General features: G+C 58.5%; 24 protein-coding genes and 2 pseudogenes. 5 read left to right on the top strand and 21 right to left on the bottom strand.

The features are described 5' to 3' along the window. A pseudogene (locus tag OWC48_RS44905) lies at nt 1-842 on the top strand (IS5/IS1182 family transposase); the annotation flags it as partial. Between the two features lie 102 nt (nt 843-944). Here the strand turns inward: OWC48_RS44905 and OWC48_RS44900 are convergent. The 6 genes from OWC48_RS44900 to OWC48_RS44875 all read right to left on the bottom strand — a co-directional run bounded on the left by OWC48_RS44900 (nt 945) and on the right by OWC48_RS44875 (nt 6,407). Further along, a complete protein-coding gene (locus tag OWC48_RS44900; protein WP_282525769.1) occupies nt 945-1,112 on the bottom strand; it encodes a hypothetical protein in 168 nt (55 codons plus the stop codon). 108 nt (nt 1,113-1,220) lie between these two features. Further along, nucleotides 1,221-1,424, bottom strand: a complete 204-nt coding sequence (locus tag OWC48_RS44895) for a cold-shock protein (protein WP_183247692.1) — start codon at nt 1,422-1,424, stop codon at nt 1,221-1,223. 243 nt (nt 1,425-1,667) lie between these two features. Further along, a complete protein-coding gene (locus OWC48_RS44890; RefSeq protein ID WP_282525768.1) occupies nt 1,668-1,970 on the bottom strand; it encodes a hypothetical protein in 303 nt (100 codons plus the stop codon). An 8-nt stretch (nt 1,971-1,978) separates the two neighbouring features. Further along, entirely contained in the window at nt 1,979-2,599 is a 621-nt protein-coding gene (locus OWC48_RS44885; protein WP_282525770.1) for a restriction endonuclease, read from the bottom strand. Then, nucleotides 2,488-3,069, bottom strand: coding sequence for a hypothetical protein (locus tag OWC48_RS44880; RefSeq protein ID WP_282525767.1), 582 nt, complete (start codon nt 3,067-3,069; stop codon nt 2,488-2,490). Before OWC48_RS44880 ends, OWC48_RS44885 begins: the two co-directional genes overlap by 112 nt. 866 nt (nt 3,070-3,935) lie before the next feature. Then, nucleotides 3,936-6,407 carry a bifunctional diguanylate cyclase/phosphodiesterase gene (locus OWC48_RS44875; RefSeq protein ID WP_282525766.1) on the bottom strand — a complete coding sequence of 824 codons (2,472 nt, stop codon included), beginning with the start codon at nt 6,405-6,407 and terminating at the stop codon, nt 3,936-3,938. A 486-nt stretch (nt 6,408-6,893) separates the two neighbouring features. Between OWC48_RS44875 and OWC48_RS44870 the strand changes: the two genes are divergently transcribed. Beyond that, a complete protein-coding gene (locus tag OWC48_RS44870) occupies nt 6,894-7,049 on the top strand; it encodes a hypothetical protein (RefSeq protein ID WP_282525765.1) in 156 nt (51 codons plus the stop codon). 251 nt (nt 7,050-7,300) lie between these two features. On the opposite strand, the gene OWC48_RS44865 is transcribed toward OWC48_RS44870, so the two are convergent. From OWC48_RS44865 to OWC48_RS44805, 14 genes are all read right to left on the bottom strand, one after another. Further along, the gene (locus OWC48_RS44865; RefSeq protein ID WP_282525764.1) at nt 7,301-7,495 is read right to left on the bottom strand and encodes a hypothetical protein; all 195 of its coding nucleotides are present in this window, start codon (nt 7,493-7,495) and stop codon (nt 7,301-7,303) included. A 396-nt stretch (nt 7,496-7,891) separates the two neighbouring features. Further along, nucleotides 7,892-8,158 carry a DUF3551 domain-containing protein gene (locus tag OWC48_RS44860; RefSeq protein WP_282525763.1) on the bottom strand — a complete coding sequence of 89 codons (267 nt, stop codon included), beginning with the start codon at nt 8,156-8,158 and terminating at the stop codon, nt 7,892-7,894. A gap of 309 nt (nt 8,159-8,467) precedes the next feature. Continuing rightward, a complete protein-coding gene (locus tag OWC48_RS44855; RefSeq protein ID WP_282525762.1) occupies nt 8,468-9,634 on the bottom strand; it encodes a hypothetical protein in 1,167 nt (388 codons plus the stop codon). 75 nt (nt 9,635-9,709) lie between these two features. Next, nucleotides 9,710-11,602: a methyl-accepting chemotaxis protein gene (locus OWC48_RS44850; protein WP_282525761.1), complete on the bottom strand. Its 1,893-nt coding sequence runs from the start codon at nt 11,600-11,602 to the stop codon at nt 9,710-9,712. A 1,137-nt stretch (nt 11,603-12,739) separates the two neighbouring features. Continuing rightward, nucleotides 12,740-13,003: a hypothetical protein gene (locus OWC48_RS47630; RefSeq protein WP_404979928.1), complete on the bottom strand. Its 264-nt coding sequence runs from the start codon at nt 13,001-13,003 to the stop codon at nt 12,740-12,742. Between the two features lie 9 nt (nt 13,004-13,012). Continuing rightward, entirely contained in the window at nt 13,013-13,354 is a 342-nt protein-coding gene (locus tag OWC48_RS47625) for a hypothetical protein (protein WP_404979927.1), read from the bottom strand. A gap of 78 nt (nt 13,355-13,432) precedes the next feature. Then, nucleotides 13,433-13,945 carry a copper chaperone PCu(A)C gene (locus OWC48_RS44840; RefSeq protein WP_282525760.1) on the bottom strand — a complete coding sequence of 171 codons (513 nt, stop codon included), beginning with the start codon at nt 13,943-13,945 and terminating at the stop codon, nt 13,433-13,435. A gap of 458 nt (nt 13,946-14,403) precedes the next feature. After that, nucleotides 14,404-16,338 carry a CopD family protein gene (locus OWC48_RS44835; RefSeq protein ID WP_282525759.1) on the bottom strand — a complete coding sequence of 645 codons (1,935 nt, stop codon included), beginning with the start codon at nt 16,336-16,338 and terminating at the stop codon, nt 14,404-14,406. Next, complete coding sequence (locus tag OWC48_RS44830) at nt 16,338-17,210, bottom strand: copper resistance protein CopC (protein WP_282525758.1); 873 nt, start codon at nt 17,208-17,210, stop codon at nt 16,338-16,340. Before OWC48_RS44830 ends, OWC48_RS44835 begins: the two co-directional genes overlap by 1 nt. 146 nt (nt 17,211-17,356) lie before the next feature. Further along, nucleotides 17,357-18,604 carry a bacterial ammonia monooxygenase, subunit AmoB gene (amoB, locus tag OWC48_RS44825; RefSeq protein ID WP_282525757.1) on the bottom strand — a complete coding sequence of 416 codons (1,248 nt, stop codon included), beginning with the start codon at nt 18,602-18,604 and terminating at the stop codon, nt 17,357-17,359. A gap of 25 nt (nt 18,605-18,629) precedes the next feature. Continuing rightward, on the bottom strand, nt 18,630-19,451 hold the full coding sequence (locus OWC48_RS44820; protein ID WP_282525756.1) for a methane monooxygenase/ammonia monooxygenase subunit A: 822 nt from the start codon (nt 19,449-19,451) through the stop codon (nt 18,630-18,632). Nucleotides 19,452-19,605: 154 nt separating this feature from the next. Next, the gene (amoC, locus tag OWC48_RS44815) at nt 19,606-20,382 is read right to left on the bottom strand and encodes a bacterial ammonia monooxygenase, subunit AmoC (RefSeq protein ID WP_282525755.1); all 777 of its coding nucleotides are present in this window, start codon (nt 20,380-20,382) and stop codon (nt 19,606-19,608) included. Nucleotides 20,383-20,410: 28 nt separating this feature from the next. Further along, nucleotides 20,411-20,668 (bottom strand): hypothetical protein, encoded by a 258-nt coding sequence (locus OWC48_RS44810; RefSeq protein WP_282525754.1) that lies wholly within the window; start codon nt 20,666-20,668, stop codon nt 20,411-20,413. A gap of 1,346 nt (nt 20,669-22,014) precedes the next feature. Further along, nucleotides 22,015-22,269 carry a hypothetical protein gene (locus OWC48_RS44805; protein ID WP_282525771.1) on the bottom strand — a complete coding sequence of 85 codons (255 nt, stop codon included), beginning with the start codon at nt 22,267-22,269 and terminating at the stop codon, nt 22,015-22,017. A gap of 8 nt (nt 22,270-22,277) precedes the next feature. Here OWC48_RS44805 and OWC48_RS44800 point away from each other — a divergent pair. The 3 genes and pseudogenes from OWC48_RS44800 to OWC48_RS44785 form a co-directional block, all read left to right on the top strand. Further along, nucleotides 22,278-22,460, top strand: a pseudogene (locus tag OWC48_RS44800) (IS21 family transposase); the annotation flags it as partial. A gap of 425 nt (nt 22,461-22,885) precedes the next feature. Beyond that, the gene (locus OWC48_RS44795) at nt 22,886-23,455 is read left to right on the top strand and encodes a YopT-type cysteine protease domain-containing protein (RefSeq protein WP_246800344.1); all 570 of its coding nucleotides are present in this window, start codon (nt 22,886-22,888) and stop codon (nt 23,453-23,455) included. 1,328 nt (nt 23,456-24,783) lie between these two features. Beyond that, nucleotides 24,784-25,134 (top strand): FAD-dependent monooxygenase, encoded by a 351-nt coding sequence (locus tag OWC48_RS44785; protein ID WP_282525753.1) that lies wholly within the window; start codon nt 24,784-24,786, stop codon nt 25,132-25,134. Nucleotides 25,135-25,332: 198 nt separating this feature from the next. On the opposite strand, the gene OWC48_RS44780 is transcribed toward OWC48_RS44785, so the two are convergent. Continuing rightward, nucleotides 25,333-26,069 (bottom strand): TCP-1/cpn60 chaperonin family protein (locus tag OWC48_RS44780; protein ID WP_282525752.1); only part of this gene is annotated, 737 nt, incomplete at its 5' end.

Here is a 26,069-nt window from a genome sequence, read left to right as displayed (position 1 = left end):
TGATGCATAGGGCACTCACCAAGCTCGTCGGGCTCGCCAAGCGAAACCACGTGCCGCTGCGCCAGAGCTATCTGCGCCTGGCCAAGCGCGCCGCCATCATGACCGGCCGCTATAGCCACGCCCACCAATTCAAACGCGCGCGGCGGCAGCTCAAGTTCCTGCGGACACGGCTTGGTCGGATTATCCGCGACATCAGCCGCAAGATTGATGGCGATACGGTGCTTGAAGCTCGCTTCGGCCCGTTGCTCGGTTTAGCGCAGCAGGTGCCCAGCCAGGATCAGCATCAGCGCGGTCCGAAGGTCTATGCGTTACATGCTCCGGAGGTTGAGTGCATCGGCAAGGGTAAAGCCCGCGCGCCCCACGAGTTCGGCTGCAAGGTCAGCATCGCCACCCCTGTGACGTCTCCGAAGGGTGGCCAGTTCGTGATCCATGCCAAGGCCCTGCATGGCAATCCCTTCGATGGGCACACGCTCGGTCCCGTAATCGCCGACATGGAGAAGCTCACCGGGGTGGAGGCTCGCCGTATCCACGTCGACAAAGGATATCGCGGTCACAACCACCCGCATCGGTTCAGGGTCTGGATCTCGGGTCAGGTCCGCCGCGTCACAGCTCCCATCCGTAGCGAGATGAAGCGTCGCGCGGCTGTCGAGCCCGTCATCGGCCACGTCAAGGCCGAGCACCGCATGGACCGCAACTATCTCAAAGGCCGCGTCGGCGACCGCGTCAACGCCGTCCTCGCCGCCGCCGGCTACAACTTCGGCCTGCTCCTGCGGTGGCTCGCAGAACTCCGTGCCATTATCCGGGCGTTCACCGAAACTGTCCCTGCCCAAAAGATCGCTTAAATCAGCGCTCTCCCGCCTTCTTCACGGACGACTGGGTATCGGCCTGGGGCATCAGCGCTGATAGATTGCTGGCTAGGCAAACAGACGCACTGATCAATAAGCTCACCCTTTACGCTCATCGGGTATGCCGGCGCCTTCGGCCAGCTTCATCCAATCAGCTGCAAGCCTTAACCAGGCTTCCCTGTCCGGCTGTTTAATTGCCCTGTCGGCCAAGCGGCGGCATTCCTCGGCTTCGACTCGATAGCGATCGGCCTCCTCCTCGCCCATCATTCGACTCACCCAGCGAACCAACGCAGGATGGCCCACGAGGAAATCAGAGGATATTCGACGATAGGCCCAAGCGGCGGATTGGAACCGTGGCGTCGTAGTTCGAAAGGCTCACCCGATTCTTAGGTTTTCCGCCGAGTCTTTTCCGCGATTGTTCACGACGTCGAAGCTAACCTTGGCTCCCTCTGCGAGTGAGGTGAACCCGGCCCTCTCGACGGCGGAGATGTGAACAAACACGTCCTTGCCGCCGTTGTCAGGTTGAATGAACCCGTATCCCTTTGTCGGATTGAACCACTTCACTGTCCCCATAGCCACTTTAAGTTCTCCATTTTCTAAAAACAAAAAACTAGTGCGCGAATTACGACTAAAGAAAGGCCGCGCCGACGCACCCGACACGTTCGCTACTAACTCAAATATTCTTAAATCAGGACGTAACCCTTAGGTCCATTGCGCCGTCAGCATCCGTTGCCGTGCCGCCGTCTTCGCCACCACCGCCGCTCGTCGCGATGACTGCGAATTGCTTGGACGTTTGAATCACGTCCAACCCGATGCCCCCCTCTACCCGTCGGGCACGGAAACCCGATCCTCATCAGTCGTTTTCCATCTTCCGTCTTGTTGGACCAGCGGATAGGGGCTGCCTTCCGAGCCTTCCTTTGGGTGAATACTCAAATGACCGACCTTGAAGAACAGACCCGGCCCTTTCTCGCGGAGAAGCAGCCGATGACTCCCCATGTGGCAGATCGAGCCCAGCGGCTCGAGATTCGCGCGTTCTTCGACGAAATTACCCGCATACGCTATATTCTGCGAGGCGGCTACCCAATGACCGCCGAGTGCCGCTTGGGATCCGGCGGAGGACTTCATGTCCGCGGCTACCGAAGTTCAAACTCGGCGATTAAGGCTGGGCGCGCCGCCAAGAGCATCTCTAGATGACTCTCCGGCCACATTTCGATCCTGAGCGCCCGGTCCGATTGTCCCTGCTTTTCGATGGCCACCACCGCGTCCGTCGTAAAGCGTCCGCTTGTTGCGATGATGAGTACATCGACGCGTGGCGGCTCCCATAGAGCCATCTGCTCCTTGAGGAGAGCAACATCAGTTGGCGAGATGCTGCGCTCCAGCCAGTGCTTGCATTGGATAATGACCCGCGCCCGCAAATGGCCGGAAAGTCCATCCTTGGCCACGCGGGTGACAGACAGATCCCGCCCCTTGTCGGCGGCCCGGGTCTGCGTTAGCCATTCCGGGGTCTCGTACCCCGGCTCGCCTGCAGTCAACGAGAAAATCAGCCGTTTGAACTCTCCTTCGGTCAGCTTCGCCCAGTTGAGCTTCGTCGGTATCGGCCCAGACGGCTTGCTAGCTATCAGTTCCTCAAGATCGCCGACATTTACGGGTATCGGGTCATCCTGAGCATAGAGGCTCTTTCGTAAGCTCGCCTTGGCAACCGGCCAGTCAACGCGTTCGATGTCATCGAAGTCACAAACCTGCCCGAAATGCACATGCCGGCCCATTTCTTTCCAGCGATCGGGGCGCGGTAAGCTGCTTCCATTAGCGTAGTGATTTCCTTGTAATGGGTGCGCAGTTCACCAAGTGCGGCCTCGGGGATCGACGCGCGTGGTTCCATTGCTTCGATGGCGGGACGAGTCGCCCGGATCATCCGGTCGACTTGATCGATTGCGGCGTCAAGGGCGTGCCTTATTAGTTCGCGGCGCTTGCGGTTGAACCTGAATCGATATTCGCGAAGTTGACGGGAAGGCTCCTGTAGGCTGCCCTCAAAACTCGCTTCGGCGGCGGGCTCCATAATTTCCGCCAAATCAAACCTGATCTGCGCAATCTCGTCCAGATCGAAGAAATCAAGCTTGAGCCGCCAGCCGTCCATAGCGGGCATGTGCTCGACAATCGCAGCCGCTGCGCGGCATTTGTCTTCATAGGCGGGGTCCGACCGAAACGAAATCCCGGTCGGAATCAAGCTCTCAACATCGTCGCAAAGTCTTTCAAGCTCTGCGAGATTTGCTTCTATCGCCTCGAACTGTGCAAGCGCGTCGTAAAGAGTAGGTTTTTCATTTTGTTGCCCCCACCCAAATTATCGCATCATTCATTTGGCTCAAAGGGCACATTCAGAATGAACCCAAAGCGCAAGACCGCGCAAATTGACCGTCTGGCCGGCGCAAATACATCGCCACCGCTTTCGAGGGGTTGCAGGGCTCTTCCTCGACGCCCTGCTCGAGGTGCCCATGAACCATCAGGGGACCAATCTGGTTGGCTATCCCGTTGGCGGCGTGGTCGACAACCCCGCAATTCTTAAGCTTCGTGGGATCGGTGCATATGACTTGAATGGGGACGCGCTTCCATACGCACGGAGCACTGGCGTGCGTCGAGCGCAGCAATAAGGCAACTAATACGCTCGGTCCGGCAGATTGATGCACCACAGAGATGCAGCCTTGCCCTAATCCCTGGTTCATAGTGCACATAACTCGCATGATGCTCCTCGACGTGGAGCGGCTTGAGCTTTGCGCACCATGCTCTTCAATGTGAAATCCATCCTCCGACCGACGGTCTGAAACCAGGTTGGCTCGGTGACTACGGGTGACATCACGGAACTAACCGCAACAGCCGTTGTCGCTCCATATTCAATGCTTTATCGTCGCTTCGAACGGCCGGATACAATGGAGAAGCAGTGCGGCGGAGAGGGTAGTCAACCACATAGAAAAATAAGCATTTTCTGCCATCGCGAGGCTGCTCGCGTAATCTGCTTGAGAGTTGGTGTCAGCTAATCGGGGCAGGAGGGGGATTGGCAGCGCAAGACCGCTGCTCCTTGTGGGTGGGGCCGTAGATTCACGCCGCTCTCGACGCCCTCGCGCCAAAACGACGCAAGAGCTGCGCCACCTCGGCGGCCGGCCTGGCGCCGCTGAATAAGAATCCTTGCACCTCGTTGCAGCCCTCGGCGCGAAGCCAATCGAGCTGCTCGGTGGTCTCCACGCCTTCCGCGGTCGTGGTGATGTTGAGGCTACGCCCGAGGCCCGAGATCGCGCGCACGATGGCGACGCAGTCGGAACGTTTTGCAAGATCCTTCACAAAGGAGCGATCGATCTTGATCTTGTCGAACGGAAAGCTGCGCAAGTAGCTCAGGCTGGAATAACCCGTTCCAAAATCGTCCATGGCGATGGAGACCCCGAGCTCGCGCAGCTGGTGCAGGATCGCGAGATTGGCGTCGGTCTCCGCGAGGAACACCGACTCGGTGATTTCGAGCTCGAGCCGCTTGGGCGGCAAGCCCGAATCGGCCAGGGCTAAGATCACCACCTGGACCAGATTGCGGCTACGGAATTGTGCCGGCGACAGGTTGACAGCGACCTTGATTTCGGAAGGCCACTTCACCGCCTCATTGCAGGCTTCACGCAACACCCGCTCGCCGAGCGAGGCGATCAGTCCGATATCCTCCGCCACCGGAATGAACTCCGCCGGCGAGATCATGCCCTTCTCCGGATGGCGCCAGCGCAGCAACGCCTCAAAACCTGAGATCTTGTCCCGCGCGACGTCGACCAGCGGCTGGTAGTGCAGTTCGAAATCCCCATTGGCAAACGCGCGGCGCAGGTCGAGCTCCAGTTCGCGGCGCCGCTGCACCTGGTGATCCATCTCGCGCTCGAAGAACCGCTGCGTGCCGCGGCCATCTTCTTTGGCGCGATAGAGCGCCATGTCGGCGTTGCGCATCAGTTCCTCGCTGCTCGTGCCGTCGGCTGGTGAGAGCGCAATTCCGATCGAGGCGCCGATCACCACCTCATTGCCGTCGATCTTATAAGGCGCACTCAATATCTCGATCAACCCGGCGGCGAAATCGCTCGCCTCCTTCGGTGAGGTATCGTCAGCCAGGATAACCGCAAACTCGTCGCCACCAAGCCGTGCCGTCAGATTCTTGCCGGCTACTTGCGAGCGCAGCCGGTCGGCGACCTGCGTGAGCAGGCGGTCTCCCATAGGATGGCCAAACGAGTCATTGACGTTCTTGAAGAGGTCAAGGTCGATGCACAGCACCGCTACGCGTTTGTCGGCGGCATTGCTGCCTTCGAGCGCCTCGTATAGCCGCTCCCGAAGGAGCGCGCGGTTGGGGAGGTTAGTCAATCCATCGTGGAGCGCCATATGGGCAATGCGGGCCTCGGCCTTACGCCGTTCGGTGATGTCGACCACCGCGACCAGGTAGCCCTCGCGCTCCTCCAGCACGAGGCGTCGCCCGAAGGTAAGCACACAAATTTCGCTGCCATCGGCTTTCACGTGACGCGAGTGATGTTCGGACTGGTAATTATCGCCGACGTCCCGCAGCGCCTGCGTATAGCTGAGCCACTCGTCCTTTGGCCAGATCTCGTGAACTCTCATCCGCAGGAAGGTCTCGCGGGCGTAACCGTAATGTTGCACCGCTGCGTCGTTAACTTTCACAAAGGCCATTGTCTCGGCGTCTAACGCCAACATCGGCATCGGATTGCTGTCGAACAGCAGCCTGAACGAAGCGTCTCGGCGCTTCAAGGGCGTGACGTCTGAAATAATCAGGGAGAGGATACCGCCGAAGGCGGCAATTGCCAACCGCAGGCTGCGTTCATCGCTGTCGATCTCGAACTGGTCGCCCCGGTCGTCCTTAACCGCAGCTCGCAACCGCCCTACGACCGCTTGCGAACAGAGCAGATGGGCTCCACTGCTCAGACGCTGCCACAGCAGGCTTCGTTCTGTCACGTTTAGAAGTCTCAGTGCCGCTTGATTGTGGTGCATGACCTGAAAATCAAACGGCTGGCCCGTCGCATCGCGAATGGTCGAGAGCGTGATTACGCCGTCATCGGTCGTGGAAAAGATCGCGTCGAGTAGATTGTATTCCGGGCCGCGCTCGTTGACGTAGGCGCCGACCAGCGTGCCGCCCCAGCGCGACAAAGTCGGCAGCGCTAACACGTCGTACGTGCGCACCATGCCGTCGCGGACGCAATGAGCGGCCGCGAGATAGGGATGGTTGTTTGCAATCGCGTTCGAGGCTGCCTCGCTGAGGACGGTCGCGCAATCCTGGCGCAGCGCGTCCATCGGAATGTCCCAGCGTTCATCGCCGAGCCACTTCTGCGCGTACCGCCCCGTCCGCGAAACGGCGAATGCGTCGTTGTCACATTTGAGCAGCACCAGGTGATCGGCGAGCCGCCCCAAGCTGCCCAACAGCACATTTTCATAGCGGGGAAGGGTTTCGCCGGGCTTGAGCGCAGCATGCCACTTACGACGCAGGACCGGCACGTCCTCGAACATCCCCGTATCTAATTTCACGGATTGCTTCCTGACAGCACCCATCACACATCCCCAAGTTCCAAGCTTCCTGCCCGCGCCGCATCAAATCCGGCTTGACTTAATTCGCTGTAAACGATGGACGTGGATTGCAGCGGGTAGCCAATCTTGACAATCCTATATCAGCTGATGGTTTAGCGCGCCGGGAATTTAGCGCGACTCTTGGTAAGAAACCGATACTGTGCTCACAACAGGCTGCTGCAAGGCAGCCACCCGTGATTGCATCCATGCAACGGGATGCAGGAAATCCTCGGCACAGCGGAAGAATTCGACGCAAATATGCTGACGACGCCAGTACGATGACAGAAAACTTCGAACGAACGTTTTGAACGTCGCGCATTCTGCTGGCAGAGTTTTCGTCCGTTACACGCGTCTGTACGGGCTGATGTTTGTCCAATTCGTACCAAGTATGGCTCAAACGCTTCCCGGCCGCCTCTCCCTCTCAGTGCCGCTGCCAATGAAAATGGGACCGGTGCTGCACACCGGTCCCACATGCGTGCCGGACGGCCGAAACCGTCCCGCCATCAGACGTCATTCAGCGGCGCCGAGCTGCTGTCGATCGTCGTCATCCGCGACATCCGGCTCCTCCTCATCACTGAGGAATTCGGGCAGCGGTCCGGCTTCGCCATCCTGCTCTACCGGCGCTGATGCTGCGTTGCATTGGGAAACGACGAACGAGCTGAAAGAGTAAGGCCAGAAATGACGGCAAAGAAGTGAACGACTACGAGACCAAACCGCAGCGCTTTACTGGTCGATGAGGCTGTTTAGTGATCGGACCACTCGTCGATAGCGATCGATCTGAGGTCTCGATGTCGAGCGGAATTCCCATCACGGATCGTCCGCTGCAGGACCGGCCCCATGGCACGTCAGTGACAACATCCTACTCGGCGAGCCTATCGCTACATTGTGGGAGCTTTGGAGAGACCATCACGACCGATCTGTTTGAGCCGGTCAGGTCTTATTTCACCTGTGCTCGCGGCTTCCAGAATCTTCGAGGCGACATGGGTGCGAGCGCCGGTATCGTACCGGGAAAGATTCTTGCAGACGTCTTCGAGGACCACCCTTAAGAGCGCAGCGGTAGGGGCATCCAACATTTGGAAATCTCCCTCATTCTCTTGCGGCTAACGTAGCGTATATTTCGCGTCAGGAGCGCCACGTGGAAAACTACCCAAAGTCGAACAGTCGAGAGGCACCATGGAGGAAGAAGCTGACAAGAACGCAACAAGCAGATTTCTGTTTGAGTTTTCGCGTCGTTTTTCTTGAATTGAATTAAAGAGCGACGCCCGACTGCGCGTGACGCCGATGAGCCACTACTTCCCAATCGTTGTTGCTTCGCGTCTTGGTGCACCTGAAGAGACTGCATCGCGAGCGTACTTGCACAGGGGACTTCCGGTCAGGCGGAAGTCCAACGTCTCTCAACTTTGCACGGCAGGTCCATCAATATGAGCAATATTCCGACTGATGTCTCGATCACGCTTGACGATCACACATCAGCGCAATTGTGCTCCTTGTCGCTGGAACGCGTAGATTGGATTCATACCGCAATAGGCGTAGGTGCCGGATGCGGTGGCAATGCACTGATCATAGGTCGAGAACTGGCAATTGCCCGGATATCCCCAGGTACGTCCCTGCAGGCAATAAACGTCGTGCCGTGTCGGGGGGATGTATGAACGACCCCGCGGAGCGGCGGTCGAAGGAGATCCAAAGCCGACGAGCATGGGAAGCGCAAGCACACCGATAAACAGAAGGCTGCGCATGAGACCTCTAGCCTCCGTTAGGTCTTGCTGAAGGATAGTGTATCCGGATTTGATGTATTGATCTTAGTTAATGGCAAATAGCCGGTCGCCGTCTGTGGGCCGATCGCCTTCGAACCGAGCAAGTTTGGCGCAGCATTCGTGCTGTTTGTAGCAAGGTACGCTATTTCCAGCGTAACGAGGCACATGTGCCGCAATTCGGACTTGTCGCCCAAGCGGCTCGAACCCGAGATCACCGAGTCGGTGTTCCTGCCCGAGACGGAAGCTAATCTCGCCACCTGCATCAACTGCGCGGGCTCTTTCCGTCAATTGCTACGCCAACGCTGTTCGACAGCAAGCCTCTGCAATGTGCCGCGGCCCTTTCTGATCATGCGACCCAGACGTCCGCCCAAGGAAAGGTCTGGGCGCGGCTTGGCGGATTCTAGGATGTGCGTGAGATGCCGGCGGTCGGTGGGAATGCTGTTGATTTCGGCATCGACCGCGGTCTCCACCGCCACCATCAATGTGCAGCCGCTTCCCCCAATCCGAGCCATCGAGCTCGATGCGCCCTCTCACGGCTTCCTCGATCCCATAAATTTCGGTGAGGATCTCCTTCGCCCGCGCAATCCGATTATGCGTGAATGCGTAGGTTATCATCAGGTGTTGCTCGTCCATCTGATCGAGCACCATCGGGACCGCAACCGCATAGGGGGTCGCTGCGATCTCCGGCGCGGCCCTGCTCGCGGCGAGCTTTGTCGCGAGGTGGACCAGCTGCCACGGCGTTTCCAGCCGCCTCGCGATGATCGTGAGCGCGAACGGCACGGCTTCGACGCGCTTTGCATGAAGCACATTCAAGAGATCGAACACCTTGGCGAGCGACCTGCCCTCCAGATCGGCTATCTTGAGTGGAAGCGCGCGGGCGAATTCAGCAAGCTCCTGGCGGGCGTGCATCACCCGAATCATCTTGATCAGGTCATTGAACGTGGCGCGCGAACTCGTATAGGCCTCAAGCCCGGTGCGCACAGCGGTGAGGCCATCGTCGGTTTCGAGAATTTGGTTGAGGTAGATCACGACCTTCTTTTGGAATGCTGCCGCGATCCGCCGCGCCTCGGCTTGGCAATTGACAACCATGACCTTCTGCGCGGTTGCCATGTACTCCCGGGCCATGCTCGGCAGCAGCTGTTCGGCCACGAGGTTCCAGATCGGCGCAAGCGATCCGCACGCAATCTGCCCGCTGTTGGCGCGCTCTGGCGGGGCGTCCACCAGCACCGGCTCCAGCGGCTCGTAGAAATAGCGTAACCGATTGCCAATCCGGGAGTGGCTCTCCCCGGTGTCGTGCAACTCGGCGCGCAGCGCCGCGATGAGAGGCTTCGAATGTGGAATGTCCTCGCCCAACAGAAGCAGCCGTTCCAGCTCGGCGAGCAGGCGGGCGCGCGCCCGAGGCGTTAATTGCCGCAGATACTGCGTTAGATGTTCACTGGTCTGGTCCGGCTCAGTCATCGAACGCCTCTCACTGCTCCGGACGATACCGTCGGGACACCCTGCATCGCTCCTCTCTACCTCGCCTGCAGATAATCATGACCTGATCCCGGCGAGAAAGTCATCGACTTCGACTTTGAGGCGATGGCTGGTTCGGGCAAGCACATTGGCAAATGTCAGCACCTGCGACGATGATGCGCCTGTGATGGACGCTTTCTGGGCGACCTGGCGGATGTTGCCCGCGACCGCTGTCGACATTTCGGCCGCACGCTGGATATTCTGGGCAATATCCTTGGTTACCGCGCCCTGCTGATCAATCGCAGCGGCAACCGCCGACGCGATTTGTGAGATCCTGCTAATACTATTTCCGATGTTTGTGATGGCGCTGACCGATTCCAGTGTCGCTGTCTGAATGCCGGCAATCTGCTCTCCAATTTCGGAGGTCGCGTTCGCCGTCTGGGTTGCTAACGACTTCACCTCGTGCGCCACAACGGCAAACCCACGGCCCGCATCGCCCGCACGCGCGGCTTCGATCGTTGCGTTAAGCGCCAAGAGGTTGGTTTGCCTGGCTATCGCTGCGATTAGCTCAACCACACCACCGACTTTTAGTGCCGCAGCCGAAAGGCGCTTCATCCGCCGATCCGTTTCTTCGGCCTGGCGCACGGCCCCCTTGGCGATCTCTGTAGATTGCTCGACCTGCCGGCCGATCTCGGAAGCGGATGCCATCATCTCTTCCGTTGCGGCAGCAACAAGCTGAACATTGGCTGACGCTTCCTCCGAGGCCGACGCAACGTTGTCAGATATCTCCTGAGTAACGTGGGCCGTATCCGTCAGCTCGCGAGCGGAAACCTCCAGCTCGGTCGAGGCGGATGACATCGTATCGATGACGCCGCTCACGGCGTGTTCAAACGTGCTGGCAAGCTCTCCAAGCTCCGCCTTGCGTCGCATCCCGACCAAGCGATCCTGTTCCTGATTCGCCGCAAGCTCCGCTTGCACCTTTTCCCGTGACCTGACCTTAAATGTTTCCATGGCCTGCGCCATATCGCCGATCTCGTCTGAACGGCCAAGGCCGGGCAGCGTGACGTCGAATTGCCCAGCCGCCAGTTGGCGCATTGCTGCGCTCATGCGGGTAATCAGCTTGGCCAGCCGCTGCCCGATAAGCACAGCAGCGAAGCCGATTGTGAGAGTGGCCAGCCCAATTGCCCAGCTCAATATCGCTCTGAGGCGCGACGCATGCTCTTCCGCAGAGACAGCGCGAGCGTCTGCGGCTGCAATCGCCTTCAACAGGAGGGGGCGATTCCGGCCGTAGATCTGGACGAGATCGTCAACCTCGTCATCCAGCGCCTGTTGCGATACAAGGTACGCCAGAAAGCTCGATCGATAAGACGCAATAAGATTCTTCAACTCGGCCTTAGCATCCGAAGAAAACTCTGAGGCCGCAAGCGCGGCCTCGAATTCGGCAACCCGCTTTTCCAGCTCATCGCCGTATTTCTCCTCGTGCCGCAACATGAAATCCTTTTCGTGCCGTCGCATCATCAACATCAACACCGTCAGGTGCGGCTCGTTGACATGCGCAAGCCGAGTTTCTGCCTGATGCACGGCTTCGCGGAGCTTACCTTGGAGTCCGTCATTCTCCGTAAGCCCGAGCACACGCTGCGCGGAAACGACATTGTTGAAACGAGTTGCGTAAAGGTTGATCCCGGCGCGAAGGAACGTCACGTCTCTCAGGGGATCGCCCTCCGACAAGGAAGTGACCTGCTTCTCGATCTGCTCGAGGTGCGCCAGCTCGTTCTTGATGCCTTGGGCGTGTTGCGCGATCAGGGCTTCGTTATGCTTGCGCAGAAACTCCAGCGCTAGCTGTTGCGATTCAAGAAAGGCTTCTGAAAGGAACGTCAGGTGAGCGCGAAGATTAGCGCTCTCGGTTACTTCGTTCTGTCCCTTCGCAAGGTAATTCAGTCCGGCAATGCAAGTCGCTCCTGTGACAAGCACACCTACGATTCCTAGCAGCGCGATCTGGGTACGTAGGGCTGGTCGAAGCCGACGAAGACCTTTTGATACAAGCTGTTTCACAATTCTAGGGGCGGGCATCAGATTTCCAATCGGTGCATGCGCGAACAAACGACACAAGGATTTTGATCAGCGCTCAAGTCAGCTGGCGAAATTGCTGATCGTTCGCGAAACCCCTAGTTTCGTTTGGTTACATAAGATTGAACGCCGCTGTCATCTGAATCATAAGTAGGGAGAACAGTTCGGGACTGCGTCAACAACACAGCGAGTGCTGGCGGCGGGCTCTCGCAACATCTCGTGCAAACCCAATAGTGTATCATCGTCTTTCTGGCTATCCGCTGCGAAGAAGGCCCCTAGCTACGCAGGCATTCTGCACTTTTCGACTGACGTCCGCAGGATTTGCGCAGACAGCATTAATGCACGACACTCCGCTTGGAAGCCTGACAAGGCGTGCCGAGTCCGCCACATGCGAAAGCTTGATCCCGGCGATCTGTCCAAACTGCTTCGCAAAGCACGCGCCATTGGCGGAGCGTATCAGCTTTGAGATGGGCACGATGGCAAGCTGGCTTTGGCGCGAGCTTGGTAGGGTTGAACTCCCCGTCGTTTGCATCGATGCAAGGCATGCACACGCAGCACTGTCTGTCCGCATGACGGCGAAGTTGGTCAACATAGTGAGGTAGTCAGACGACTTCTGCTGTTGTCCGATTCCGTTGAAAAAGTCGGCAGTAATTTCGTGGTGAACGCCCGCTATTCCACGGTCGAGTTGGCTTGGTGGGGCTCACGCGGGCGTCAGCGCCGGCATCGGGATCAGCTTGGCCATCTTACGAAGGTTCTGAATAGTGGTTGCCAGGGTGAACCCATCACGCGCGCTGTTCGGACCCCTTAGTCTCAAGCGATTCGAGCTTGAGAATTCGCTTGAGGTGCGCGAACAACATCTCGATCTTCTTCCGGCGCCGGTGCGAAGTGTGACCCTCCCATGATCTTGCGATCTCGCGCGCCATGTCGCGAGCGCCCTCGTAGATCGAGCGCGGCACTTTCCGAGCCCTGGGGCAACACCTCTTTTTGAGCATGCTTGACAATCGTGCTTCCTTGCACGCTAGAGGATCGTCGCGTCATCGTTCACTGGCGTCCCTGTGGTGGTGAGGGTTTTGCCATCGGGGCGCAATAGAGGTCCCCGACATGGTCATAGGTGAAGTCCTCGCGCGAGAAGGTCCCGTCGGTGCGTGCCTTCTTATCGAAGACGGTCATGTGCGGCTCGATCCCGTGCTCGTAGACCAACCACCCTGGCATCGCGGCGGAGCCATAGGCGGTGTCGCCGAGACGCCGGCTCGGATAAAGGTCGAATCGTTCGAGCGAGCGTTGGATCATGCGCTTGGCGGCCAACACTTCCGCCTAGCGGATTGTGGTCGCTTCGACATCGACAATGATGGTGTTCTCGACGTCAACCAAGTAGCTTGTCGAATACGCAAAGTAGGCTTGTCCGCCGTGCGCTCCCGTCCAGCGCGTCGCCGGATCGGAGGGCGACACGAACTTCGGAGTGACCTTTGTCGCAGCACCGAACGCGGCATCGTCAAGAACGGTAAGGTAGTCTTCGATTGCTAGACCCGCGGCCTCCGGTAGAAGCCCCTTTTTGCCTTCGATGCCCTTCTGCCGATTAGCATCCGCTTTGATCAGGCTCGCGTCGATCGCGAACCTTCGCCACCGACCAGCCGCGCCCGGATGGGACGTTCCCAAATGCCCATCGCGCTCATGGTTCGATGTCCCACAACCTGCCTCAGACGGCGTCCATGCTTCGCCCTTCTCCTGGCACTTTTAGTGGTGAGTGTGATGATGCATTGGCGTATCATCCTCTTCAGCCAAGCCTGCCGGCTCGATCGTGAATTCGATTTCTATGGTGCCCGCCTTTTCGAATTCCAACGTCCCTTTGACCATCTCTCCTTCCTTTAGTGCGCCGTGAAGTCCTTCAAACAGAATCCGCGCGCCACCGGGTTGAAGACGAACGAAACCGCCAGGTTCTATTTGAAAACCATGCTCATGGGTGGCGAACTTAGTTGGCCGTGCGCCTGCATCGGCTTCCTGCAAGATCCCCTTCTCGCCCGAAAGCGACGCCCCGAGCAACCGATCTGGCCCTGTGCCCCTGTTCTGAATTTCGATCACATAAGCTGTCGTCGCGGTATTGGTCGTATCCTTTGCAGCCACCCAGGGATGCTGGATCAGTAGTGTTCCGACCTCCAACTCATGGCTGAAGGCGGTACTGTTAAGAAAAGCCAGGACAGCAACACCGGCAATCGGCGACAGCAATGCCCTTGCACTCGCCTTCAACATCGTGGGTTTCCAAGGCATCATGGCGCCCTCTGTAATCCGCGTTTTAGCGCTTACCACTTTATGTTCGCGGGAAAGGTGGTCAGCGAAACGTTTCCCGCAATTGCCGCTTTTGGAGCTGGGCTCAACTGGTCTGGATCAAGATCATTCCGCTGAATGCCGGCAGCGCTAGCCACGATCACTCGGGGGCTGATGCGGGACGGCGAGATGAGATGCTCTTCTGCCGCCACCGATCCCCAACCCGAGCGCCTCAAAAGAGCTACCGCCTGCTTGTCGACGCAGAATCTGCTCGCTACTATGATCATGGCTCGTCCCGGCCTGCGATCTTGCTGGCACTAGACCTGTCGCCGCGACAAATGATCGATTGAAACTCGCGAGGGGCACTGCGCTCGGCGAGAGCATTGATCGCGAGTGCGATCAGCGGGAGCCAGACAGCAGTGAGGGCAAGAGTGGCCCGGACGCTAATGGTCATGAACGCCTCTCTTGTTGATCTCCGGTTCGGCTTGGAGCTGCGTAATTGCGTCGACCAGTTGCGAATGCGATGCCAATCCCTCCGTCTCGTCCGAACGCCAGCGTGCGCGCACGAATCCGAATCTATCGATAAGAAACTCGATTATCGCTGGAGGCGAATCGTTGTCATCGAAGCCGGGGTTCGCCATTGTGCGCCGATAGAGATTCCACGCAGCGGCAATGCGATGGTCTATGTCGAACACGATGCAGGGATTTCCTGACTCACTTGGAGATGGGAACTCCTCGGAGGGAGACGGCATCACCGCGATGATGATTCCGCCTGCTTGCTCGATGGCGCGCGCGTGTTGCGTCAACTGATCTAGGCGCTGCGTTCGGATGCCATCTCGGAAGATCAACACAAGTTTTGAGCGCCCATCGCTCCTATCTTTGAACTTCTCTCTCGGGTCAACGCCGCGGCACGTCGGAAAGTCGATCGCGTGAAGCCACGGCTGCCCCGCCGATATTTCGGGACCAAGAACTCTTGCTCCATAGCCAAGCGATAGAGCCATCACGTACTCGACCACTCGCCACCTGTCCAACTCCGACAGACTTTCGGCAAAGCCCGGCATCGCCGAGGATGGGAAGCCATGGCTCACCCACCAGTACATGTCTCCCATCGTATGGTCTCTCGTGTGCGGAGCAGTGAGATCGGCGGGCGGCGGCTTCAAATCATTTGCCAACGGGCCGTCTCCTCTACCCCTCAGGCCGTGGCAAGCTACGCAATGAGCAGCGAATACGTCCTGCCCCCGGGCAATCGCTTCGGCGTCATACGGCACCGAAACCGTTGAGTAGGTCGAAGGATACGCGGGGACTGATAACCCGGGCAGCGCGACAGCCCCCGCGACGCCAGGTCCAGCAACAGCCGCGATCGTCGCCCACCGCCATCTTCCCATACGGCCGAGCTCAAATGCGGCGATACTCCCAATCAACAGAGCAATGCAGCCGCCAATGGCCAGAACGTTACTTCCCGGTACCGTCGCCCAAGCGACGGCTGGATCCAGACGGAACGAAAGCGGCCAGACTATCTCGACGTGTCTCGATGGAATGGCCTGAGACAGGCAGCCCGCAAGTAACGTGACCAAAAATGCGAAGGCTAGCTCGATCTTCAAGACCATCGCGAGTGGCTGAGTTGCCCCTTCGGTCTTTAGCAACGGCAATAGCCTTTGTCTGATAAACGCCGCGCAGATCAGGACCGGGCCGATGCAGGCGAACTTTCCCGTCAGGAGCCAGCCATATTCGGTCGCCACTAAACCCGGCCAGGTCCCCACGTTTTCGATTGCTAGAGCTACTCCGGTTGCGACCACGAGCAACATGAGCGGCAGCGCGACCGTCGAAAAACTGCTCAGGAGCCTAGATTTACTTTCGGGCCTCTCCGCTGCCTGGCGAGCCATCGCGACAACGAGGGTTGACAGTCCTCCGAACCAGAGCGCCGCCACAGCAACATGGATCATGTTGATCGCGAGGTCTGCTATAGTGCCGCCAGCCGCCGAGTGACTCGAGAACAATCCCACCAGCAGCGATAGCCCGCTGGAACTCGCGGCAAGACTTGGCTTATGAAGAGGTCGCAAGCTCACAAATCCGACTAGCAAAAACCCAAGCGCCGCGACCTGAGCTCTCCCGAACCGCGTGTCCAACATAATGAAGAGCACGTCGTTGGAGCTGACAGCTAAGACCGGCTTGCCAAGGACGGCGCCGATCCGAGCCGTTGAATACAAGAGACCGAGGACGAGTCCTACGGACGCAGCGATGGAAGCTATCGTCGTGAAGCGCGACCGAGTGCCGCTTTCAAGACCCTCGCGCCACAGTGCCAAACCCCAGCAGAATCCGCCAAAAGCTGCCGTGGAGGCGAAAGCAGACCCTCGCGCAAGTGAGAGGACCGTTTCCATCAAGGTTCTCGGTAGAGAAATTTAAACTTGCCTTCCGTGCGATGCCCATCAATCGAGACAACGCTCCAACTGACGGTATAGAGCCCAGCAGATAGATGAGGTAACGAAACATTCACGATTCGCCCGTTGCCGCTTAGCACGGGCTGCGAAAGCCCTGATACGGATTTATTATCGCGAGAAAGGGCGACATTGATGAGCCGCTGTTCGAGCGCTTCAGTGAAGTACAGGACCATCGGGTCGATCGGAGCTGCAATTTCGCTGCCATCTTGCGGCGTCGATCGAATGAGATGCGCATGAGCGAGTACCGCGCTTGGCATTACGATCAGCACGGCCATCAGGACGAGCACGAACCTTTTCATCGAAGCAACCCGCCTTTGCCTGTGGTTCGCCGAGGATAGCTCCCGCCCGATCGAGTATCGCCGCCGTGCCCACAGAAACGTTCCCACGGCGCCTGACACTATGACCAGGCACCACGCCAGAAGACGTATCAGACTCCAGCCTCGCCCCACATCGAATGGAAAGTTTGCCACGCTTCGCTCACGACCCTCGATCGCCACCATGCCGACGTATCTGCCGGCTTTCTCGAAATTGACCTCGATCTTTATCGTTCCGTTCGGATACTTTCTTGGTGGAATGTAGAGGATGCTGGATGATGTGTCTGTCATTTCCATCCTTTGTACGCCGTCATCTCTAGCCAGGTTCACGCTTACCGGGATGTCTCGAAGGAACTCGTCGACGAAATCGAGAACGATGATCGTTCGCCCGACCTCCGGTATGTCCTCACAAAATTCGGCTCTCGAGCTCTGCGGCTGATAGCCAGTAAAATGCATGAAGTAGCTGTCCACTTTCAGCTTGCATTGGTCAGCCTCCATGGACACAGCTCCGTGCGCATGACCTTCGCGGACAGCGGCAAGAACAAAGAGAGCGCCGAGCGCCATCACAAGGACGGCCGGGAACGCCCCTCTTCCGCTCGCGGTCGTCCACCACTGACCTCGTCGCAACATTCGCGCACTCAAGCTTACTTAAGTTCGGTGAATACGGGCACGATTGGTCCGCCCATCTCCGCGATGACGCGTTTCCCATTCGGAGTGTAGAGGAGCAACAACCCACCGAACTTGGAGTCGACGTCGGTGAGGAAGCTGACAAGGCGCTCCAATTCCCACACGGCGTCCGTTGCCTCGATGAGGACCTCTCTCGTCTCACCGGGATTTATCGGCGTATTACTACTGAGCTCAAGCCCTGTGCGTGCGACGAGATCCCTTGGGTAGGTCGGATCTACATTGGCTACTGCTGCCGGGACCTCCTGATTGAGGAAGCGGATGTTTGCGGTCGTAAGCTCGCCGATTGAAAGAGGTTCTGACCCTTTGTTCGTTATCCTGGTCGCTAACCTCATCGAACGGCCCGGCACGTCATAGGTGGCCGATATGACCTTGACCTCTGCGTCAGCAGGGGTTGCCGGGCGCGGCGCGACCTTATTCAACCCGCTCTGGAGGGGCACATTATATGGATATTCCTGATTGGCTCGGACGTAGCCGCCGAAGACCATGACGAGAACGACCGCCGCCACAATGATCCCGACCCCGGTGTCCCTCAACGAAACCAACAAATCCTCCCTGCCCTTCTGCAGAACGAGCCATCGAGGCAAAAACAGCGGACGAACCAACCAGAACAACAACCAAGCCGCAGCCACGGCCAGCCAGGCCACATGCCATCCGACCGCGTTAGTCAGCCCGAACGTCTGCAAGTCGTCGATCTGCAGACCAGTCATAGTCTTGATCGGAAACGCGAACGAATGCGCATCACCCGAGATGTTTATCCACTGACCCGGTCCCACCAGAGGGCCAGATCCCTTGATCGAGATCGAGGGATGGATGTGGCTGCTGCCCGGTGTGCGCCCCTCAAGAACCATTCGAAAATCGTAGTCGCGGCCAAGTTCCAGCTTTGCGAAAGACTGCCTCGCTGGCTCACCGTTGAGGTATGTTTCCACCCTGGCAATTGTTGGCCCCGGCGATACGCTCGATACGAAAACAATATCCGGCGGAGTAACTGCGTCCGGCCAGTCCTCCATCAGCCTGAATTTTCCCGTTAGCTCGAACCGCTCGTTCACCTTCACGTCAGTTTTGGAGAAGTGGACATCGTAGAACTGTACCGTCCGGGTCCTCAAGTATGGCTCCTGAGCACGTTCGCCATGAGCGGCGGCGCTAGACACTCCGGCAGTGAAGGCAACAACCCAACCGGCAGTGAGTTTTATAAGTTTCGCCAACATACTCGTGTTCCCTGTGCTTATTCGCTTAGGACGCTGGCCTGCTTTTCATACCCATGAAGGATTTGACGACATCGCCGTTCTTGAGGAACGTCGTCTGGGACGCAAAACGCCCAAGCTGCCACCAAAGTTGGTGCATGAATATGCAGATGAAGCCTGCGAACGCCGCCGACACCCAACTAACCGAGCTACCGAAAGTCCGGAGCGTACCGCGCTCGATGATACGCAGATACTCAGGCATGTTCGAACGCGGAAATGTGTAACCGATCATGTCGGCCAACGACGCGACCATTCCTTGGTGCTCGACTGGGAGATAGAATGGAGCCAAAGCGGAATAGTTCGATGGCCAGAATACGAATCCGAACGCAAAGCCCGCGAAGATGGATGTGAACAGGCTATTGCGAAGGACGATTAAGGCCATATCCATCAACAATGCGCCCGCGATCACCTGTGACGGCACGCCTTCCGTGAACGGGAAGCCTGTCCATATCCACCAATTCGCGTAACGTCCGAGCCACGTGGTGATCAGCAACACTGTCGCGCCCACCGTCGCGCCGATGGGCAAACGGAAGTTGACCCAGAAGATCGCCTGCAGAGCAGCAGGAAACATGATCATGGAGATGGGCGCGACAAGGGGCCAATATTGCCGGTCTTTCCAGTCGACATACATGTCCCAATCACCGACCGTGAGCATCACGTGCAGATGGAATGCTCCCGCAAAGAGGGGCACCACCGCCGCCACGACCAAGAAGTCGAATATGCGCGAGTATCTTGCCGCCTTGGGGGGTAGACCGGAGACAGAAATGACCGTCTCATCCTTGGGGCCAGCTTTCCTTTTCGGAATCGCCACTGCATCTATGTCGGTAATTTGAGGTGACTCCTCTCCCTAGGGTTTACCTGCTCTTTCCGGACTGGGATCACTGTCCGGAAAGGCTGTTGGCTTGTATTGTTGTCGCACGGCTTTCCGCACCGCGATTTTCCAACGTGCAGCAGACGTGCGTTCGTCACGCGCTCGCTGCATCCTGCTTGAATACTATCGGAACGAGTTCTCTAAATCGTCCGACGATCTGCATCAGGACGCCCGCCAGCGCGAGTGCGCACCATCCGAGAACCACGAAACCCCAATGCAGCGGGTGGGAGAAGATTTCCTCGGTGAGCCAGTAAGCGTGCCCCCATTCGTTGAAACCGAGATTCGGCAAAATGAGGAAAGGCCCCACTACGGCGAAGACATGCATGAGCGAGACCCCCCTACAGAAGGCCGGAATGCGGGTCATTGCGTAAACAAAGCTGCCTACGCCAAAGAAGAGATAGATTGGAATGGTCGCATAGAACAGAATTATGTGACTGGGAGTAAACGGCGTGTCTCTGAGGGTCGTCTGATGCCAGACTCCATCTCCGTCGGCGAAGAAGCTGCCTGTCCAGAAGATGCAGAAGCTGTACACGACGAGCCACATGGTCAGATAAAAGTAACTGCGCAACTCGACCTCGGGCGTGATGGCCTCAATGTTCTTGTCACGCGTCAGGAAGAGATAGGTCCAGCAGAGCGCGCCCGCGCCGTACAAGACCGGTAATTCGATCTTGAAGAGCGTCATCCAGTATTCGCCAAATTCTGGTGAACTCGCATCGAGCCCCATGGAGAAACCAAACGCCTGCTGATACAGGCGCGCGCAGATGTAGAGGATCGTCAGCGCAACAATCGCGAACGCGAACAATCCATAGTTTATGCTAAAGGTCTTGGTGCCCGTGACATTCGGTGTGCGATCTAACGCAGCGTCAGACATTATTCCCCCTCAATTTTGTCCCAGTACCTCAATACTGAGGTTTTGTTTGATTGGTTTTGGATTCCAAGACGGGTAGCTGCACAGGAGAGACCAGCACTTCGATGCTGTGCGGCGATCCGGGCCCGCGCCTGATGAAGCCGCGCGTTCGGGCGGCAACACCATTTTGGTGGACGAAGTTGCCAAGCCATCGCACCAATGCACCGACGTTGAAGCATTTTTCTGGATACCTGGCCGACATTGAGTGCATATCCCAGTCGGCATCAGTGCGCTCTCCAGGAATATTCATCCTACCGTGCGGACGCGCCGAGGATGCTCGCCTTTACGATTCGGAGTTGCCTTCGAAGTCGAACAGTGGACCGGCGCCCAAAACAAAGGCCCGCCTGTCGTGGAACGTCGCTCGACCGTGAGGCCGGCCGCGTGAGCTGCATCGAAATAGTGACTGCTCTTATTGAGCACGTAAGCGGTGTTCCGAAAATGGCCGGCCGGTCGATCACCATTCGGGAGCGGGCTCAGCTGTTGCATATCCATTCCATCTGCCAAGCAGCGCCCCGACCGCTTTAGAGAGCGTGAAAACAAGCGGACGACCTCGGACCGAACTGGAGGCTCTGCACAGCATCCACGGAGTTCGATCGGCCCCCTCGCTCAAGCCTACTTAACACCGGCTTCGTGGCTTGGGCAGCTACCAAGTCAGGTAGTTCCAGAGCACACCAGAGTATGTTCCATCCGCTTAGATGGTAGCGGTTGGATCCATCCTCAGTAGCTCCCTTGGCGGTCGGTAGTGTTCGGCCTTTCCTAGATGCTCATCTGCCCTCATGACGAGATAATGCGCGGAAGGAGTAGGTGTTCATGAGCTAGGACCAACCCACAATCAAAGTGGCTCACTGGGATGCGCCGGCCAGTTATCGCGAATAGAAACCATTAGTTCGCTGTCCGATGCCTATCATGGCGGAATTCGTTCGGGAACTCGTTCACCATCGTTGATGTGACGGCGGACGGCTCAAAAGCTCAAGTTTGGATTGCGCCGATCTGGCAAAGCAGTTCGCGTACGCGCCGCCGGTCAGTATGGGAAAGAACCCGTCCCTCCTGACGCGCGAGTACGAGACCGACGCCAAGAACGTGGCCCGAGCGCGGGCCGCCCTGGCGGGAGCCAGGCTGGCCAATTTGATCGAGACCGCTTTGAAGTAGGCCTTTTTCGCCGGCAACCGGCGAGATAATGATTTGGAGGTTAAGACAATGAAAAGATTATTCGCGCAACATCGCTGCTAACCTTCCCGCCTTCGCAGGGGTGCTCTCGTCCAATTGACGCCGACCACGGGGGCGCCCGTCTTGTTCGACGCCAAGAAGATCACGGCCGTCGTCGCCCTGTCGACCAGCGAACTTCGCGTCGACGCCGAGACCCCGTCCGACGCCGATTGACGCCGGTGGCGGTTTGTCCGCACTCACTGCGGCGCCGATCTGGAAATCATCATGAGGCGCTCAAGACCTCGGATGGAAGATGACGCCAGCCCCGACATCAACCCATTCGCGCCGAAGCGCCAACGATTATCCAAACCCATTAAGCGATTATGCCGCCATCGGCGATGGTTCCGTCGCCGACCGGCACGATGTCCAGATGGTCGTCCTTGCGCCGGCTCAGGCGGCGTCGCTCATGCTCGCTTCATCCGTCGCATCGGGCTGCGGCGTTGCATCGGATCGGACCGACGGCAGCGCGCGCACGCCGCTGCCTCCCACGCGTTCAGGCCGGCGCACGCTGGCCTCCCCCGCAGCGTCGCTGCGGTAGCGCCTGGTCGAGGTCTGGCAGTACTGCGCGCGGATGGCTGCCATGGCCTCGATCAACCGCCCCCACGGCGCGGGAAAGTGTTCTTCCGCCATCACCCGGTGCAGCATGCGCGTATGAGGCGCTCGATCACCGGCTCTGTCGCTTCCGGCTGGCGTTCTCCAGCTTCGAGCACGCCCATGTCGTGCTCGGCGGCGAAAGCTTCGTCGCTCTGGCCGAGGGCTTGCAGAACGCCCTGTGGGCGCTCGGCGGCGTGCCGCGAGGGCATCGCAGCGATAGCCTGTCAATGTCGTTCCGGAATCCGAGCGCTACGCCGCGCCGCATCAGACATTGTCAGAAGTCCGACAAAGGAACGCTTTCTAAGCTGGACAACAGCTGCCCGTCAGCTCGCCATCAGCTTGCATGGGTATCCTCGCAGCGGGGCCTAAGCAGCCCGAATTGATGCGTAGAGACTAGCGCAGCACAGAAAGGTGAATCGTCGTGTATGATCGAATCAGTGGCTCATCCACACGCACTAGACAAGCTGACGAACCGAGTCAGTCGGTGGATAGCGGCAGTTTTACGGAAACACTTGCAGATCTCGCGCCTCAGTGGAGCTCACAACCGGGGGAGTTGCCTGACAAGATGGGGGCCTGCTGCAGCAAACCACATACCTCGGATGCAAACGTTCGAACTTCTAGCGCCTCCGACCCCAGTACATCCTCTCCAGAGAGTCCGGCCACTTCCTTGTTTGAATACAGAACGGCCGACCTGCGTGATGCGAATGTGGACGGCATTTGCGTTGGGCTGACTGCGGAGTGGTTCCGCAATCTTAACAACAGCCCATCAACCCGAATGAGTGCGCTCACACCCGGCTCGCAAACGCACGCCTCAGCGGCTGAACGGCAGCAGCAATATCAAAATCTCAAGGATCAGTTGCGGAGCAGGGGAGCAGGATCTTCTCAGGCCGACCTTCAGGCACAAAATACCATTTTGGAGCACGCAGGCTTGGAACCGGCTGGAGAAGAGAAGAGATTCGCATTCGGCAAGTCTTCGAACGTCAAGCGCATGGTGAACGAAATCAACGAAGATGGATCGAACCATTTGCTCAGCTTGTATTTCGCCGAAGGCGGCGCACACACAGTGGCGACGTCGGCCTCGAATGGAAGGACCACGGTTTTCGACCCTAACTATGGAGAATTTACTGTTCGATCAGATCCGGACCAGATGGCTTCATTGTTACAAAGCCTCGCCAATCGTTACAGGAATCCCAACGGGCAGCATTTATCGACAATCACGACGCAAAGGATGCAGTGAGTTGGGCCTTCAGGCTGGTGGTGATTGACGCCTTCTGTGAAGGCGCGGATGCGTCGGCCGGCGGTCGCGGCGTCGGTGGCCAAATCTGCGGCGGATAGCCGGCTGCGTGCCGGCTGGCGAGTGTGCCGGCATCGAAAGCGGGGGGCGCCGGCCCCCCGCTATCCATGACGGCCGGCACAAATTGCAGTTCTGTTTCGGAATGACCGCCTGCGGTTTCTCTTAACTGACGTCGCCATTGCTGCGGTGACAATCCATGCCGTCCGCTATCAAACCACGCGCTTGATCCAGACCGACTGTGCGCAGGGTATGACTTTCCACACATCAGCTTTCGTTCGAAGCACGTAAAACCGACGCATCGATAATGGTTCAGCCAGGATGTGCCCCTCACAAGCAGCCGGGGATCGGGCAGGCTCCGCGTTTGCGATGCGATCTGGATCGTCGAGCGGAAGAACTCAGCATCGCGCTCCCTGGGCGTTAAGCGAAAGACGTCGGCAGTTTCCATGATCGGGGCGCCGGCTCGGAGATCTCCGCGTTTACTACTCGCGCCGGTCCGGACCAGTTAAACGACGGCATGTCGCGGCCCATCGCGAAAGGCTCGACGGCGTTGATCTAATTGGAGTCCAGGGTCCGCAAGTCCACGCAAAATGCCTTCTATGGGATACCGATGATGCGGTCGTGAGCAGCATGAACTGGGGTTCTCAAACCGGCTCGTCCCATGATCCTCTCGACGAACTTGGACTGCATCTGGAAGGGCCCAGTCTCGCCACATGCCTTTTGGAAAAATTCGAGGATCAGCTCGAAGACTGATCAGTGCCGCGCAACTTTCTGCACACCAGACCCGGTCTTCGCATGCAATGTTCGCTTTTGGACCATTATCGAGCTCCACGGCTCGCTTTGAGTGAGCTTCGGGATAGCTCCGACAGTGTCGTGGCGACCTATGTATCGGAGTAATGGAGCGCTCACAAACCGACGTGGTCGACGGCCAGCAACGCCTTACGACCATAACGATCCTCCTTTGCGTCCTCCGGGACCTGGCGGATGCGAAAATCGGGCAGGCGATCCATAACTACATCTGCCAGACCGGCGACCCGCGATTTCGGCCGGGTTGAGGAGGCCAGGCACCATGGTGGCGCCGACCTTGTTGGTGCAGCAGATGAACCGCTCACGGGCTTCATGCACGACCTTCCGCAGCAACCGCTCGTGATCGTCGGCAAGAAGGACGGTCAAGGCCAGCCGCGGCAGCGGCGCGTGCCTCCTTCGGTCTCCCAGCAGCGCCAGCGCAGGGCATCTACGATCGGCCGCCATTGCGGTATTGGTAGCGCGGGCATGTGACGCTGCTCGGTGACGCCGCCCACCCGATGATGCCGCATTTCGGGCAAGGCGCCGGGCAAGCCATCGAGGATGGCTTCGCGCTCGCCGTTCTGCTGGAGCACGCCAAGCGCGAAGATCCCAGCGCGTCTGAAGGCTTATCAGGAGCTGAGATTACAGCGGACCAGCCGCGTGTAAGCCGCCTCGCGCCTGGCCGGCAAGTTCTACCGATCCGCGGCCGGGGATCCTCTGGAACTGGAGGAGAGGATGCGGGAATGGATGTCGGCCGCCGCCTGGATATTTCCGCACGATGCGGAGAAGGCCGCTTTGGCACTTCTGTAGGAAGAACCTCAAAGACCGAATTTTGCTGAGACGTTCTGCTTCTGGCCATTCGCGACATTTGCTGCTGTTGCCGGGATCGGCATATCTACACCGGCTTTTTCAACTTCCGTATGAAGTTGGGGCTTGGGCTAAGCGCACCGGAAAACAAGGGGACACAATACGGCGTCAAAGAAAAACCCCGGCATTGGTGCCGGGGTTCTGTAATTCTCGTTTTCTTCGCGGCTGGATCAGAAGTCCATGCCTCCCATGCCGCCGCCCGGGGGCATCGCCGGGCCGGCGCCGCCCTTCTTGGGCAGCTCGGCGACCATCGCTTCCGTGGTGATCAAGAGCGCCGCCACGGAGGAGGCATTCTGGATAGCGGTGCGCACGACCTTGGTCGGGTCGATGATGCCCTTGGAGACGAGGTTGCCGTACTCGCCGGTCTGCGAGTCGAAGCCGTAGGCGTACTGATCCTTCTCGAGGATCTTGCCGACGATGACCGAACCGTCTTCACCGGCGTTGATCGCGATCTGGCGGGCCGGCCAGGACAGCGCTTTTCGCACGATCTCGACGCCGGTTTTCTGGTCGTCGTTCTTGGTGCGCAGGCCTTTGAGCTGCTCGGAGGCCCGGAGCAGGGCGACGCCGCCGCCCGGGACGATGCCTTCCTCGACCGCGGCGCGGGTCGCATGCATCGCGTCGTCAACGCGATCCTTGCGCTCCTTCACCTCGACCTCGGTCGCGCCGCCGACGCGGATCACCGCGACGCCGCCCGCGAGCTTGGCGAGACGCTCCTGGAGCTTCTCACGGTCGTAGTCCGAGGTGGTCTCCTCGATCTGCGCCTTGATCTGGGCCACGCGGGCCTCGATGTCGGCCTTCTTGCCGGCGCCGTTGACGATCGTGGTGTTCTCCTTGTCGATCATCACCTTCTTGGCGCGACCGAGCATGTTGAGCGTGACGTTCTCGAGCTTGATGCCGAGATCTTCCG

This window comes from Bradyrhizobium sp. Arg816, assembly GCF_029989365.1.
Taxonomy (GTDB): domain Bacteria; phylum Pseudomonadota; class Alphaproteobacteria; order Rhizobiales; family Xanthobacteraceae; genus Bradyrhizobium.
The sequence above is the reverse complement of the archived record's forward strand: the minus strand, read 5'-3'. Positions and strand labels throughout refer to the sequence as shown.